Source organism: Ciceribacter thiooxidans (assembly GCF_014126615.1).
Classification (GTDB): Bacteria; Pseudomonadota; Alphaproteobacteria; order Rhizobiales; family Rhizobiaceae; genus Allorhizobium; species Allorhizobium thiooxidans.
This window is the reverse complement of the sequence record NZ_CP059897.1, coordinates 495,994-509,064: the sequence shown is the minus strand read 5'-3', so window position 1 is coordinate 509,064 and position 13,071 is coordinate 495,994. Positions and strand designations below refer to the sequence as shown.

The following is a 13,071-nucleotide window of genomic DNA, read 5'->3' as shown; positions in this document are numbered from 1 at the left end:
CGGACTACGCATCGGGCGGCCCGTCCGGGCCGCCGAAACCGGATGACGTCAGATCAGACCGTAAGGCCGATCAGAACGGTGACCTTGGCGGGTTTGGCCGCCGATGTGTTGTGGACTGTCAGTGTGGTCAAATCACCCGCAAAGAGCTTGACTGCGTCTCCGAACAGGAGGATCGGGCCGCTCAGCGCGGAGGCATTCGCCCCGTCCGCCTTCACCGTCACCGAGCCGTCGAGGAGGTCGGACGAGATTGCGAGAAAGTCGACATTGTCGACCGTATCGACCTGTAGGGCGAGATCACGCGCGGCGCCTCCGACATCGAGATCGACGGAGACGGAAACGATTCCATCGCCCGTCGATGCGCCTTTGGTCTGGATGGCAGAACCTGACGTGCCGCCCGCGGTTAGGGACCAAGTGATTGTTTCAGACATGAAAGGCACCTCGAAGAAGAATGTTGCGCGATCAGTCGAAGAATCAAATGAGCAATCATAAATTGTGTCAGACAACGCAGACACGTTCAAAATTTTTGCGCTTTAAGGTCCAGCCGCTGGCTAGTGGTTATGGCAGTCGCCAGTCATTTACGCGCCGAACATCGAAACGTGGCGCTTGAGATACTTTCAGGCCGTAAGAGGTTAATTATAAAAATACATAACTATAGAAATGTCAACTGAGATATTTTTGGTTTCGTTACCGATCCATCCATTCAAAAATATCTTTTTACACAATGTAATTATGTCTAAATTTCATATAAATTCTAGGGCTGAATTGTATAAATAGGAGTTCTCCGGACTGACAAGGAAACGCATGTCGCGTGAGTCTTCGAATGAATCGCGCGACGTTCGTGATTTCTGTTGCTTCTTGCGAGATTAGGGTGCGCCAATCGACGGCAGCACTACATCGCTTCGCGGTCGGTTTTCCCGAGCGATTTGGTTAATGTCGGAGGATACATTATGCGGTTATCAGCTGGCGATACTACCTAGGCCATGCCTTGAGCCTTGATCTTTCCCTGACCAAGTCATCAGATTGGAGTGGTGAACGATCGTGTCCCAGGGCGTGGTGTAGCAGGGTATAGGTGGTCACCAGTGTTTTTCCGGTAGGGTCGGGTTGTTGAAGACCAACCTGATGGAAAGACCACCGATGACCGACGACATGATGAACCTGCGCTCACTCGTTGAGAAGAGCGCCGACGCCGATTTGCTGCGGGATATGATCGGCTTTGCTGCCGAGAAGCTGATGGCGCTGGAGGTCGGCACGAAGACCGGCGCGGGCTATGGCGAGAAGAATGGCTTCCGACTGGCCCAGCGCAACGGCTATCGCGACAGGGACTGGGAGACGCGTGCTGGCACCGTCGAGCTGCGCATTCCCAAGCTTCGCACAGGCAGCTACTTCCCGAGCTTTCTCGAACCGCGCCGCATGGCCGAGAAGGCCCTGGCGGCGGTGATCCAGGAAGCCTATATCCAGGGTGTATCGACCCGCTCCGTTGACGACCTGGTCAAGGCCATGGGCATGAGCGGCATCTCCAAGAGCCAGGTGTCCCGGCTCTGCGAGGAGATCGACGACAAGGTGAAGGCCTTTCTCGACAGGCCCATCGAAGGGGAATGGCCCTATCTGTGGATCGATGCTACCTATCTGAAGGTCCGGCGCGGCGGGCGCATCGTCTCTGTCGCGGTCATCATCGCGGTGGGTGTGAACACCGACGGCCGACGCGAAGTGCTTGGAATGGAGATCGGCACATCCGAGGCCGAAGCGATCTGGACGGAGTTCCTACGCAAGCTGACCAGGCGGGGATTGCGTGGCGTCAAGCTGGTCGTCTCGGATGCCCATGAAGGCATCAAGGCGGCTGTTTCCAAGGTGCTTTGCGCCACCTGGCAGCGTTGCAGGGTTCATTTCATGCGCAATGCCCTGGCCCATGCCGGAAAGAACGGACGCCGGGTCGTCTCCGCCTTCATCGCCACGGCATTTGCCCAGGATACACCGGAGGCCGCAAGTGCCCAATGGCGCAATGTCGCCGACCAGATCAGGCCGAAGGTCCCCAAACTCGCCAGTCTCATGGACAGCGCCGAGCAGGACGTGCTCGCCTATATGACCTTTCCCAGGCAGCACTGGGCCAAGCTTCGTTCGACAAACCCGATCGAACGCCTCAACGGTGAGATCAAGCGGCGCACAGAAGTCGTCGGCATCTTTCCCAACGATGATGCCATCGTCAGGCTGGTCGGTGCGCTGCTGCTCGAACAGAACGACGAATGGGCCGTCCAGCGTTCCCGCTACATGACACTGGAAACTATCGCCACGATGAGCGATGATCCTCTCATCAGCCTGCCAGCGGCAAGCTGATCCATTCCCGGCTCTGTCCGGAAGGCACGGCGACCGCCGAACCTACACCACGCCACGGGACACGATCGACTGTTGAGGTCAGACTCCGCCCAGCTCTCGGACGAGCTGCGGTTGGCTGTACTGCCGCAAGCGCCCGCGAGATAGCATTTGAAGTGTTGGAGGATGGCCACCTGTTACCCTGCGCAGCAATCCTTCCTACGAGTGTGTCGAATTCGATTACGGTTTCGCGCGGTAATGCTCCTGGGGAGTCGTACCTCCAGGTCTCTCCATTTTCATGATCTGCCCGTTCCTCGTGTCGTTCATGCAAAGAGCTGCAGCAGATCAGCTCTTTGCGCGGCATGCTTTTCGGGATTTTCGGCAATGAGCTTGCGCAGGTTCACGAGTTTCCATTGGACCGCCGGGAGTGCGGCTGCCTGCGGTAGGCCGATAGCGTCAAAATCCGGCGCCCCGTCATGAAGGCTCAGCAAAAACCTCTGCGTGTCCTTATCAGCAAGTCGGGCGCGGATATCCGCGATAAGCTGGTCTCTTGTCCTCGCGAGCTCATCGATTGTGACTGGGATGGTTGTCATCCCGACAAACTCCAAGGCGTAGGGTTCGTCCAGAGGACTAAGGCTCGGTGAGAGCAGTTCGTGCGCCGGACGCGGCGAACTGGCGACGTAAACGAGAAACGTACGGAACAGCGCGTCGGTCAGCCCCTCATGGTCGTAGAGCAGCTTGACGTCAAAGAGATCGCGTGGGTGCTGGCGATCCACCGCCGCGTGGAGCTTGCCGCCAAACAGATCTTCGAACGATACGACCTGGATAGACGCATACCCGAATTCATCTTCGACTGTGGGCGAGACAGCCCGTAGCTCGGGCTCGTGGACGACTCCACGTGTGACAGGCGAAGTTTCGATCTTGACGTCGGCGCCAGCGAGCCGAGCACGGATGCGGGTGGCGCCGCCACCGCCGCCGGCAATGCGGCGAGCGTCAAGCCCCGCAATGCCGCCGTTGGCGGCGGCGGTGATGCGGTCCAGTGCTTCATCGATCTCGGCCAGGCTCTCCGCGCGGTCCCGGACCGGCAAGTAAGTCAGGTCGATATCGACTGAAAGTCGCGGCATGTCGCGATAAAACAGATTGATCGCGGTTCCGCCCTTCAGCGCGAAGGCCTTCTCAGCTGCGATAAAGGGGAGAAGCCGCACCAACAGCGCGACCTGGGCGGCATAGGGTTCACGGGCCATCACCAGCTCCCGTTGAGGTTTCGACGAACTCCGATGGAACCATGATGCGATAGCGGGGGTGGATCTTGCCGCCCTTAACCAGAGCACGATCGCCAGCTCCAAGCTCAAAGTCATCGGGATTGAGGCGTTCGCGCCAAGAATGCTTATGGCGGTCGGCGAACACGAAGAACAGGCGTCTAACCTTGATCTTCCGGCAGCTCTGTAGCAGCGCCGTCAGGCGGCGCGGACTGAGCGTGGCCAACCCTTGAAATACCATGTCGAGATTGTGGAAGCTCTCATGGGCGGGGAGTTCGTCGAGGGCTTCCAGTAAGGCGCGCTCCGGTGACGACATTCGAAGCGCCCAGCCCCACGGCGTCGTAGGAGCGCTGGCAGATTTGTTCTCGATGAGGCCTAAACCTGGATCGGTGAACAGGGACGTGCCGCGGGTAATTAGGGGCGCGTCGAGTCTCAAGCGCGGTACCCATGACGGGATATCATCGCCATAGAGCCACACAGGGGCGGGAGCTCCCAAAGGCAAATAGTGGCGATATCCTTGCTCGCCGAGGGCAGTGATGCCACCGGCATGGATCTTGTAGCTCATGATGTGCTGGAGCGAGAGTAGGCAGGTCCGCCAGTCGAGCGGCGCTGGCTGCGGCGCCGGGCGACGGAAGACGCCGCGCTCGAGGCGCTCCAGCCAACCGCTGTCAACGTACTTTCGCGTGAGGAAGCGGCTGATGCCTCGGCTGTCTAGCCAAGGTGCGTCCGCGACGAAGCCCGCCGGGACTGCTTCCAAGACATTCTTTAGCTTGGCTTCTTTTGGTGTACTCATGGTACACAAGATAGCACAGATTCGAAGAGATGCACCACCTGTCTTTGCACATCTTGTGAAAAGAGTACCCGGAGGGCACAAATATTGGCTTTTTCAAAGAGGACGATTTGGCTGGGGGACCCAGCTTATTCCTTTTATCGTAGGGGGCTGGAATGCGTTCTTCCTCCTGTCGCGCTGGTATTCGCCTTGAGAGGATATGAACCTACGGCCCCCTATCAAACCGTAACCCAAGCTGTCCGCTTCGCTCACAGTTTGGGATCTTACGCCGGACGGATGACCACTTTGGGGCCGCAAGCTGAAGTTCCGCTGCCGGGGCATCACCAAGACAAGCGAACATCATTGTCTTTACCGCCAGTGCTCCGGGTTCGGTCCATAGAGGACATCGTCCTAAGCTAATGCTGAACTGTTTCTGCAACTGGTTCGGTTGGCGGTCTCGGCTCGAGGTCACTCGGGCAGAACAAGCGGCCGCAGTGCATCTATCAATGACGTAGGGCCATAGCGAACGTCACCGGCGTTCGGCGAAATTTCGACCAGACCACCCTTATTCTTGGCGTCGTTGGCCTTGATCAGCAGGTTGGCAAGGCTTGACGGCATGGTGCGTTCGAACATCGCCTGCCACTGCGACCGGGGCACCGCCCGAGCGCGCACGACCCGGCTCGAGAGTTGACTCACCACCGCCGCAACGTCGTTCGCGCTATATCTGTGCGGTCCCTCGGCATGAATAACCTCCAACTCCTTGCCGCTCTCGGGTCGCAGCAGGAGGTCGGCGGCAATCAGGCCAAGGTCATGGGCGGAGATCGTCGGCTGCGCCATGTCGACCGGATCCTGAAAGGTCGGCAAAATGCCGGAGGCGACAGCCATCGGGATGACGCGCCCCCAGTTGTGCATGTGCTCGGCCGACCGCAGCACAAGCAGCTGGGTTTCGAGTTGGGCGAGCCGCACCTCTAGGTCGCGGAACATGCTGGGCATCCCAATGTCATCGGCGACATGGGCTCCGTAATCGGAGATTGCCAGCACCTGCTTCGGGCGTGCCTGGGCCATCGCCTCGAACAGGCTTTCGATCGAGCGCCGGAGACCGTCAGCCGGGTCCTTTGCCCGTGGCGACACCGGCATGATGATTTGCACGGCGTTGGCACCGTCGATCGCCTTGGCTAGGGCGGCGGCATCATGCAAATCGGCGGTAATAATCTCGCAGCCGATGTCGCTCAGCCGCGCTGCTTTTGTCCTGTCGCGCAGGATTGCCCGGACTGGTATACCCGCCCGGCGCAGGGCCGATGACGTTGAATAGCCGACATTGCCGGCGGCTCCGATGATCGTAAACATGCTCCATCCCCCTGTTGCGATGTCCAAGAATTAGGGAAACAAACTGCCGGCATCGCACCCGTGGTAATGGTTGCGGCGAGGAAAGCGTCGTGATCGGCCTTGCCCAATCCAGGCCAGCCGGATGCTTACGCCTCAACCTGACTCTCGGCAATGCAATCGAATAGCGGCTTCTCGTGATGACCGCTCTTGGCGCATAGTTGCTTCCGCTGAAAGCGACGGCCCCGCTCGGCGCGGGGCCGCACACTTCAAATCTCTGTTATGCTCTGCCAGTTCCAACGCATCCTCTATGTCGACTCCCAAGTACTTGACGGTGTTCTCGATCTTGGTGTGTCCGAGCAGGATTTGTATCGCACGAAGGTTGCCGGTGGCCTTGTAGATCATCGCAGCCTTTGTGCGTCGAAGAGAGTGCGTGCCGTAATCTTCCCGACGAAACCCGATCGCGGTGACCCACTCATCGACCAGCCTGGCGTATTGGCGAGTGCTGAGATGTTCTGCGTGATCAATTCGACTGGGAAAGGCATAGTCATCAACTGTACCTCCTCGCCGCTGAAACCAGACACGCAGGCTTGTCCTGACCTCGGTCGTCATCTCGAACTGTACAGGACGTCCAGTCTTCTGCTGCACGACCATTGCACGATTTCGAATGTCCTTGCCCGTGACCAGGCTCCCGATTTTGATCTTGACGAGATCGCACCCGCGGAGCTTGCTGTCTATGGCGAGATCAAACAGCGCATGATCTCTAATCCGTCGTTCTCGGTCCAGGAAAAAGCGAATTGCCCAAATCTGGCGCTGCTTCAGGGGCTCTTTGACGCCGACTTGTCGACCGGCGTTCCAAGCCGGTCGGCCGAGTGCGGCAGGATCATATTGTGCGGTACCCATTTCAGTTCTCCTTGGCCACCATGGCCGAGGGAAGAACGCTTAGGCTTTTAGGTTATCGAGGGGGCCGCACTCGCGACGGTCCGCTGTGCGTTACGATTTCACGGAGAGCGGCCACTCCGCAGCATGTCCCCTTACGAAGGCCAATCTCCAACCGCAATCTCCCTAGCCCATTTGTGGCCTTTGGCACGGTACGTCAGCCGGGCGATATGGACCGCCCGGCGAGGAGCGGAGCGTACGCGGCGAGCCGGTGGGATATGAACTCTGTGAAAAGCCGCACGCGCTTCGTCTTGCGTGTCTCCCCCTGCGTGAGAAGCCAGATCGTCGCAGGTGCATCGAGTTCGATGCCCGGAACTCTCGCCAGCAGGTGATCGGCATCTCCGACGAAACAGGGCAGTCTGGTCATGCCGATCCCTTGCCTTGTTGCAGCGATCTGCGCATCCGCATCCGGCGTCCTGAACGGAACCCCTGTGACGGGGACCTCCCCTTCGGCGATCCAGTCCGGAACAGCCTGACCGCCGATGACGATGGGCCGGATTGGATCCGGCGCACCCGCATGCCACGCGGCCAGTCGATCGCGGGACATATAGACTCCCGCGAGCAGATCCGGACCTTTCAGGCCATGAAGATTGAGCGGCAGGGTCTTGCGATTAGAGACCATCCGGATCGCCACATCCGCCTCCCGGTTGGTCAGATTCACGACGTCGCCAGTCGATACGATCTCCATCTCGATGTCCGGATGCAGACGCGCAAAATCGGCGATATCTGGCATGAGCAGGTGTGTCGCGAGGAACGGGGGCAGCGTCACTCGCAGAAGCCCGCGTACGCTCTGATCGCGCCCGAAGACGCGCGTCTCCAGTTGGTGCGACGAGGCTTCCATCTGGTTCGCGAACTCGAGGACCTCCTCGCCCGCAGCCGTCAGACGGTAACCTGAAGGCAGCTTTTCGAACATCTGCGTCCCGAGGCGCTCCTCAAGCTGGGCAATGCGTCGCAGCACCGTCGCGTGGTTCACGGCCAGACGTTTGGCGGCAGCCCGCACTGAACCGCCACGCGCAGCGGCAAGAAAGTAACGAACGTCATCCCAGTCGATCATGGTCCATTCCCGCGCCGCATGGAGCGGCTTCCAGACGCTAGCCTACCATATTGGGACGGATTGCGCGTGATCGTCACTGCGTATGCTCAAGTAAGTGGATCGTTTTCGCACCATGGATGCGCGCGAATGCGCACTCACCGCCGGGCGCCGGCGAACCCATATCGAGGCTGCCGGAGGATGTCTCCGCAAAGCGATGACCCGAGAAACGACAGAAGGACCGCACGACATGACCAGATTGAATGGAAAGACCGCCGTGATCACGGGCGGCGCCACCGGTATCGGCCTCGCCGCTGCAAAGCGCTTTATCGAGGAAGATGCCTTCGTCTTCATCTACGGCCGTCGGCAGCAAGCACTCGACGCCGCTGTGGCCGAGCTTGGCCCCAATGCCCGCGCCGTAAAGGGCTCAGTCTCGGATGAGTCCGATCTGGACCGGCTCTACGCGGCGGTGAAAGCCGAGCGCGGAAGCCTCGACATCCTCTTCGCCAATGCCGGGGCCGGAAGCCCGCTTCCTCTCGGCCAGATTACCACCAAGCACATCGACGACACTTTCGACACCAATGTGAAGGGTACGATCTTCACGGTCCAGAAGGCGTTAGCACTGATGGGTCCGGGCGGCTCGATCATCCTGACGGGATCGAGTGCCGGGACCACCGGCGCGCCGGCCTTCACTGCCTACAGCGCCAGCAAGGCAGCCGTGCGCAATCTCGCACGCACCTGGGCGGAGGACCTGAAGGGTACGGGTATCCGGGTCAACGTACTATCGCCCGGGGCGACGGCGACCGAGCTCGCGAAGGAAGCGCTGGGAGAGGAGGGCCAGAGGGCCTACGGCGCGATGACCCCGCTCCAGCGCATGGCCGATCCCGCGGAAATCGCAGCCGTGGCCGCGTTCCTCGCGTCGAACGACAGCAGCTTCATGACCGCCAGCGAAGTCGCCGTCGACGGCGGCCTGGCCCAACTCTGACCCCGGCACAGTTCCGTGCCTAACTCACACACAGCGAAAGACAAAGATTATGAAAGCACTCGAAGGCAAAATCGCAGTCATCACGGGCGGAAGCAGCGGGATTGGTTTGGCCACGGCCAAGCGTTTCGTGGAAGAAGGTGCGCAGGTCGTGATCATTGGGCGGCGCGAGAAAGTCTTACAAGAGGCCGCGGTCCTTATCGCGAAAAACGTGACAACAGTCGTGGGCGACGTCTCGCGCCTGGAAGATCTGGACCAGCTCTACGCCACCGTGAAGGAGAAACATGGTCACATCGACATTCTCTTCGCGAATGCGGGCGCAGGAACGGTCGCGCCGCTCGCGGCAGCTACTGAGGACCATTTTGACCAGACCTTCGATGTGAACGTGAAGGGTCTGTTCTTTACGGTGCAGAAGGCACTTCCACTCTTCAAGGACGGCGGATCGATCATCCTTAACTCTTCGGTCTCGAATGTGATGGGGCTGCCAGCGTTCAGCGCCTACGCAGCAAGCAAGGCGGCTGTCCGCAGCTTCTCCCGGTCCTGGACCCAGGAGCTGAAGGATCGCAATATCCGCGTCAATACGATGAGCCCCGGCGCGATCGAGACTCCCGCCTTGGCGACAACGACCGGCCTCACCGCTGAGCAAGCCGAGGAGGCGGTCGCCCAGTTTACCTCACAGATCCCAATGGGTCGCAGGGGAAAGGCAGAGGAAATTGCGGCTGCGCTCACGTTCCTCGCCTCCGATGAAAGCTCCTACATCACCGGTATAGATCTCGCCGTCGATGGTGGTTGGGCGCAGGTCTGACCCAGAATCAACACAGGATCGGAGAAGCACTGTGAGCTACGCAATTATCGGCTTCGGCAATATCGGCCGAGCTCTGGCCAAGGCCTTCGCACGCAACGGTATAGAAGTGATCGTTGCAACGACGCGCGACCCGGAAAGCTTTGCTGCTGATGCGGCCGCGATCGGGCCCAAGGCTATTGCCAAAACGCTGACGGACGCCATCAAGGCGGACGTCATCTTCTTAGCCGTCCGTTTCGAGGCGCATGCGGATGTCGCGAAGGCGCTTCCCACGTGGCGAGGGAAGACGATCATCGATGTGACCAATGCCTATGGCGTGCCACCCGAGGACCTGGGAGGACAGTCGTCTTCCAAATTCGTCGCGCAAGCCTTCCGTGGTGCAAGGCTGGTCAAGGGTTTCAACCACTTGGGCGCTGCCATTCTTGCCCAAGATCCGGCCGTGCATGGTGGCAGAAGAGCCGTGTTCCTAGCAAGCGACGATGACGACGCTGCGGCGGAGATTGGTACGCTCGCGGAAAATCTGGGCTTCGCGCCGATCAAGCTTGGCGGGCTGTCGGAAGGCGGGCTGCTGGTCCATGCGCGCGGAAAGAGCTGGGGTCATCTGATCTTCAAGGACCTGGTGAAGTTCGACTGATGGACACCACAGCCGAGAAATGGAGACACTACCATGAGCATTGAAAAGAACATCCGGACCGTGAAGGACTTCTTCGCCGCGATCGGCCGCGGCGACAGGGAGGCTCTGCTGGCGCTGGTCACCGGGGATATTGAGTGGATCATTCCGGGCAAGGACTGGCCGCCGGCCGGAACCTACGGCGGACACGCCCAACCGTAAGGGAGATTCCGATGTACGACCAATCCAAACTATCCGAGTTGATCCGGTTCGCACGCATTGATGCGGGCGCCACCGTCATCGACGTTTATCCAGGCGGCGGCGAGTGGACGCGCCTGTTCTCCGAGATCGTTGGACCCGAAGGTCGAGTCACCAGCTTCGTGCCGGCCGAACTCGCGCACTTCAAGAACGATCCGGTCGGCCTCATGCGAACGCTCGCGCAAGAGCCTGGCAGGGAAAACGTCGAAGCCGTCTCAGCGGACCTCGTGGCAATGCCGGAGATGACGCAGCCAGCGGACGTCCTGTGGCTGCACCTGTTCTACCACGATCTCCACACCGCGCTGATGCAGGCTAAGGGGGCGACGGCTGCGGACTTCAATCGAGCTGTCTATGAACGGCTGAAGCCAGGTGGTTTCTACGTCATCATCGATCACGCCGCCGCCGCCGGGGCCGGCACAGCTGATGCCCAGTCATTGCATCGCATCGACCCTGCCTCCGTGTGCGAGGAGGTGGAGGCTGCGGGCTTCGTACTGGATGCGGAAAGCGCCCTGCTGGCGAACAGGAGCGATCCACACGCGACCAAGGTCTTCGATCCCTCGATCAAGGGCGAGACCGATCGCTTCGCATATCGATTCGTGAAGCCCTGACAGAGGTCGGCGCAACGTCAAGTCGACCTTCCAAGGATGCCAGAATAATGCTCGACTGCGCCAGTCTGCAGCAACGTCAGCTTGCGGAACTCGCTGGAGAGCTGGCAAGGGCCAAGCTTGAAGGCGCCAGGCCGTCAGCCCGCATCTTCCCGCATGGCCACGGACCAAAAATGCCTTGCTGGGCGCCTGTCCGATCGTTAATGCTTTTCGGCGCTTCCAATCAAAGAGGATAAAGATGGCAACTGGTACCGTAAAGTTTTTCGCTCAGGACAAGGGCTTCGGCTTCATCACCCCGGATAATGGTGGACCGGATGTGTTCGTCCACATCTCGGCTGTAGGCTTCGGCGCTTCCCTGACCGATGGCCAGAAGGTCAGCTACGACGTGGGCCAAGACCGTAAGACAGGAAAGTCGAAGGCTGAGAACGTTAGCGTCCTCTGAAATCAAATCCCCGGTCTCGTTGAAAACGCGAGATCGGGGCCAATGGGATCGTCTTCGCCTTGAAGGGAACAGAACTGGCGACCCTCTTTGTAACCACGCGATAAGAGCGGTTTATCGTTCTCGCGCTCAGCTAAATTCCGCTTCGTCGAAACATCATTCGTTCAGACGATCAGCGCTGTCCTCGCTGGAACGGCGAGCGTCACCACTAGAACCGCAACTCCGGCTGGCGCTTTAGAGGTGGCATGTCGGGACTGGTGGAGGCGGGGTTCTGCCTTGTTCCCGCGCCAGATGACCTGCGACTTAACCATCATCCGGCAGCGGTGAGTGCCTGGGTGAAACTGAGCGTTCCAGGCTTTTATGTTCACCACAACAACGATGCTTGGGATCAAACACCGGCACATGACGCTTGGAAGTGTCGACCACAGTCAGAACGGAGGCCTCTTTCACGTCGCATGCTGATCGTGAAAGAAGATGCTGGACACATTCAACAAGTGTCGTTCGCAAGACCTGAGTTTGGCCATTCGGACGTAACGTACACAACTGGAATCATGGCGGGGATGCAGACCATCAGGCCACGCTGTTCCTCCCAAGCGCCCGGCGCGCCACCTCGATCCAGTATTGCACACCGACGATAAGCGCTTCGTCGTTGAAGTCGTAATTGGGATTATGCAGGTTGCGCCCGCTCTCGGCGCTGCCATTCCCCATCCAGATGTAAGCGCCCGGCTTCTTCTGCAGCATGAAGGAAAAATCCTCCGCCCCCATGCTCGCCGGCATGTCCTGACGAATGGCGTCCTCGCCGGCCACGGCTTCGGATGCAGCACGGGCGATATCGGTTTCCGCCGACGTGTTGATGGTGGCCGGGTAACGCCGCTGATAGTCGAATTCCACCCGTGCGCCGAAGGTTTCGGCAATCAGCCTCGCCCGGTGCCCCATCTCGACCTCCAGCCGGTCGCGGACGTCGGGCGACAGGGAGCGTGCGGTACCCCTGACCAGCACGCTCTCGGGAATAATATTCCAGGTGTCGCCGGCGTGGATCTGCGTGATGCTGATGACCCCCGCGTCAGCCGGACTCAATGTACGGCTGACGATTGCCTGCCAGGCCGTGTTGACCTGGCCGGCCACCAGGATCGGATCGATGCCCTGATGCGGCATGCCGGCATGGGAGCCCTTGCCGATGATCTTCAGCTCGAAATTGTCCTGCGCCGCCATCATGGCGCCGCTGTGGAGGGCGAACTGCCCGACCGGAAGTCCGGGCCAGTTGTGCATGCCGAAAACGCAGTCGACCGGGAAACGATCGAACAAGCCATCCTCCACCATGACCCGGGCGCCGCCTTCATTTTCCTCGGCTGGCTGAAAGATGAAGACCACGGTGCCACGGCTCGGCGGATTGGCCGCCATATGACAGGCCGCACCCAACAGCATCGCGGTATGGCCGTCATGGCCGCAGGCGTGCATCTTGCCCGGCGTCGTCGATGCATAGGGCACCCCCGCCGTCTCGGTTATGTCGAGGGCATCCATATCGGCCCGCAGGCCGACCGACGGTCCGTCGCCATTGCGCAGCACGGCAACGACGCCGGTTCTGCCGATGCCTTCGTGAACCTCGAGACCGGCGGCCCGCAACTCCCGTGCCACAAAGGCCGCGGTGCGGTGTTCCTCGAAGGCCGTTTCCGGATGGGCATGCAGGTCATGACGCCATTCGATCAGGCGCGGTTCGAGCGCCTTGACGCTATCGGAAACCTTCATCG

General features: G+C 60.0%; 12 protein-coding genes and 2 pseudogenes. 7 read left to right on the top strand and 7 right to left on the bottom strand.

All coding sequences use genetic code 11. The features are described from left to right. Window positions 1-53: 53 nt before the first annotated feature. Window positions 54-428: a hypothetical protein gene (locus tag H4I97_RS20370; RefSeq protein ID WP_182308786.1), complete on the bottom strand. Its 375-nt coding sequence runs from the start codon at window positions 426-428 to the stop codon at window positions 54-56. Window positions 429-1,134: 706 nt separating this feature from the next. On the opposite strand from H4I97_RS20370, the gene H4I97_RS20365 reads away from it, so the two are divergent. Continuing rightward, complete coding sequence (locus tag H4I97_RS20365; RefSeq protein ID WP_182309012.1) at window positions 1,135-2,331, top strand: IS256 family transposase; 1,197 nt, start codon at window positions 1,135-1,137, stop codon at window positions 2,329-2,331. Between the two features lie 299 nt (window positions 2,332-2,630). Here the strand turns inward: H4I97_RS20365 and H4I97_RS20360 are convergent, their stop codons facing one another. The 5 genes and pseudogenes from H4I97_RS20360 to H4I97_RS20340 form a co-directional block, all read right to left on the bottom strand. Beyond that, window positions 2,631-3,551 carry a nucleotidyl transferase AbiEii/AbiGii toxin family protein gene (locus H4I97_RS20360; RefSeq protein ID WP_182308784.1) on the bottom strand — a complete coding sequence of 307 codons (921 nt, stop codon included), beginning with the start codon at window positions 3,549-3,551 and terminating at the stop codon, window positions 2,631-2,633. Beyond that, window positions 3,541-4,359: a type IV toxin-antitoxin system AbiEi family antitoxin domain-containing protein gene (locus tag H4I97_RS20355; RefSeq protein ID WP_182308782.1), complete on the bottom strand. Its 819-nt coding sequence runs from the start codon at window positions 4,357-4,359 to the stop codon at window positions 3,541-3,543. The genes H4I97_RS20360 and H4I97_RS20355 overlap by 11 nt, the downstream gene beginning before the upstream one ends. Before the next feature lie 444 nt (window positions 4,360-4,803). Continuing rightward, on the bottom strand, window positions 4,804-5,682 hold the full coding sequence (locus H4I97_RS20350) for an NmrA family NAD(P)-binding protein (RefSeq protein WP_182308780.1): 879 nt from the start codon (window positions 5,680-5,682) through the stop codon (window positions 4,804-4,806). Window positions 5,683-5,943: 261 nt separating this feature from the next. Then, window positions 5,944-6,561: pseudogene (locus H4I97_RS20345) on the bottom strand (tyrosine-type recombinase/integrase); the annotation flags it as partial. Window positions 6,562-6,754: 193 nt separating this feature from the next. After that, complete coding sequence (locus H4I97_RS20340) at window positions 6,755-7,651, bottom strand: LysR family transcriptional regulator (RefSeq protein ID WP_182308776.1); 897 nt, start codon at window positions 7,649-7,651, stop codon at window positions 6,755-6,757. A 226-nt stretch (window positions 7,652-7,877) separates the two neighbouring features. On the opposite strand from H4I97_RS20340, the gene H4I97_RS20335 reads away from it, so the two are divergent. The 6 genes and pseudogenes from H4I97_RS20335 to H4I97_RS20310 all read left to right on the top strand — a co-directional run bounded on the left by H4I97_RS20335 (window position 7,878) and on the right by H4I97_RS20310 (window position 11,326). Beyond that, complete coding sequence (locus H4I97_RS20335; protein WP_182308774.1) at window positions 7,878-8,612, top strand: SDR family NAD(P)-dependent oxidoreductase; 735 nt, start codon at window positions 7,878-7,880, stop codon at window positions 8,610-8,612. A gap of 49 nt (window positions 8,613-8,661) precedes the next feature. Then, the gene (locus H4I97_RS20330; protein ID WP_182308772.1) at window positions 8,662-9,414 is read left to right on the top strand and encodes an SDR family NAD(P)-dependent oxidoreductase; all 753 of its coding nucleotides are present in this window, start codon (window positions 8,662-8,664) and stop codon (window positions 9,412-9,414) included. A 31-nt stretch (window positions 9,415-9,445) separates the two neighbouring features. Further along, the gene (locus H4I97_RS20325; protein WP_182308770.1) at window positions 9,446-10,045 is read left to right on the top strand and encodes an NADPH-dependent F420 reductase; all 600 of its coding nucleotides are present in this window, start codon (window positions 9,446-9,448) and stop codon (window positions 10,043-10,045) included. A gap of 33 nt (window positions 10,046-10,078) precedes the next feature. Beyond that, window positions 10,079-10,234, top strand: a pseudogene (locus H4I97_RS20320) (nuclear transport factor 2 family protein); the annotation flags it as partial. A gap of 20 nt (window positions 10,235-10,254) precedes the next feature. Continuing rightward, window positions 10,255-10,887, top strand: a complete 633-nt coding sequence (locus H4I97_RS20315) for a class I SAM-dependent methyltransferase (RefSeq protein WP_182308768.1) — start codon at window positions 10,255-10,257, stop codon at window positions 10,885-10,887. Between the two features lie 235 nt (window positions 10,888-11,122). Then, window positions 11,123-11,326, top strand: a complete 204-nt coding sequence (locus tag H4I97_RS20310) for a cold-shock protein (protein WP_148171087.1) — start codon at window positions 11,123-11,125, stop codon at window positions 11,324-11,326. Window positions 11,327-11,893: 567 nt separating this feature from the next. On the opposite strand, the gene H4I97_RS20305 is transcribed toward H4I97_RS20310, so the two are convergent. Then, window positions 11,894-13,069, bottom strand: coding sequence for a M20 aminoacylase family protein (locus H4I97_RS20305; RefSeq protein WP_182308766.1), 1,176 nt, complete (start codon window positions 13,067-13,069; stop codon window positions 11,894-11,896). Window positions 13,070-13,071 lie beyond the last annotated feature (2 nt).

Coding starts and splice junctions, on each gene's coding strand:
- H4I97_RS20340 (WP_182308776.1), bottom strand. CDS start 7,651: ATGATCGACTGGGATGACGTTCGTTACTTTCTTGCCGCTGCGCGTGGC.
- H4I97_RS20310 (WP_148171087.1), top strand. CDS start 11,123: ATGGCAACTGGTACCGTAAAGTTTTTCGCTCAGGACAAGGGCTTCGGC.
- H4I97_RS20350 (WP_182308780.1), bottom strand. CDS start 5,682: ATGTTTACGATCATCGGAGCCGCCGGCAATGTCGGCTATTCAACGTCA.
- H4I97_RS20360 (WP_182308784.1), bottom strand. CDS start 3,551: ATGGCCCGTGAACCCTATGCCGCCCAGGTCGCGCTGTTGGTGCGGCTT.
- H4I97_RS20315 (WP_182308768.1), top strand. CDS start 10,255: ATGTACGACCAATCCAAACTATCCGAGTTGATCCGGTTCGCACGCATT.
- H4I97_RS20330 (WP_182308772.1), top strand. CDS start 8,662: ATGAAAGCACTCGAAGGCAAAATCGCAGTCATCACGGGCGGAAGCAGC.
- H4I97_RS20335 (WP_182308774.1), top strand. CDS start 7,878: ATGACCAGATTGAATGGAAAGACCGCCGTGATCACGGGCGGCGCCACC.
- H4I97_RS20305 (WP_182308766.1), bottom strand. CDS start 13,069: ATGAAGGTTTCCGATAGCGTCAAGGCGCTCGAACCGCGCCTGATCGAA.
- H4I97_RS20365 (WP_182309012.1), top strand. CDS start 1,135: ATGACCGACGACATGATGAACCTGCGCTCACTCGTTGAGAAGAGCGCC.
- H4I97_RS20355 (WP_182308782.1), bottom strand. CDS start 4,359: ATGAGTACACCAAAAGAAGCCAAGCTAAAGAATGTCTTGGAAGCAGTC.
- H4I97_RS20370 (WP_182308786.1), bottom strand. CDS start 428: ATGTCTGAAACAATCACTTGGTCCCTAACCGCGGGCGGCACGTCAGGT.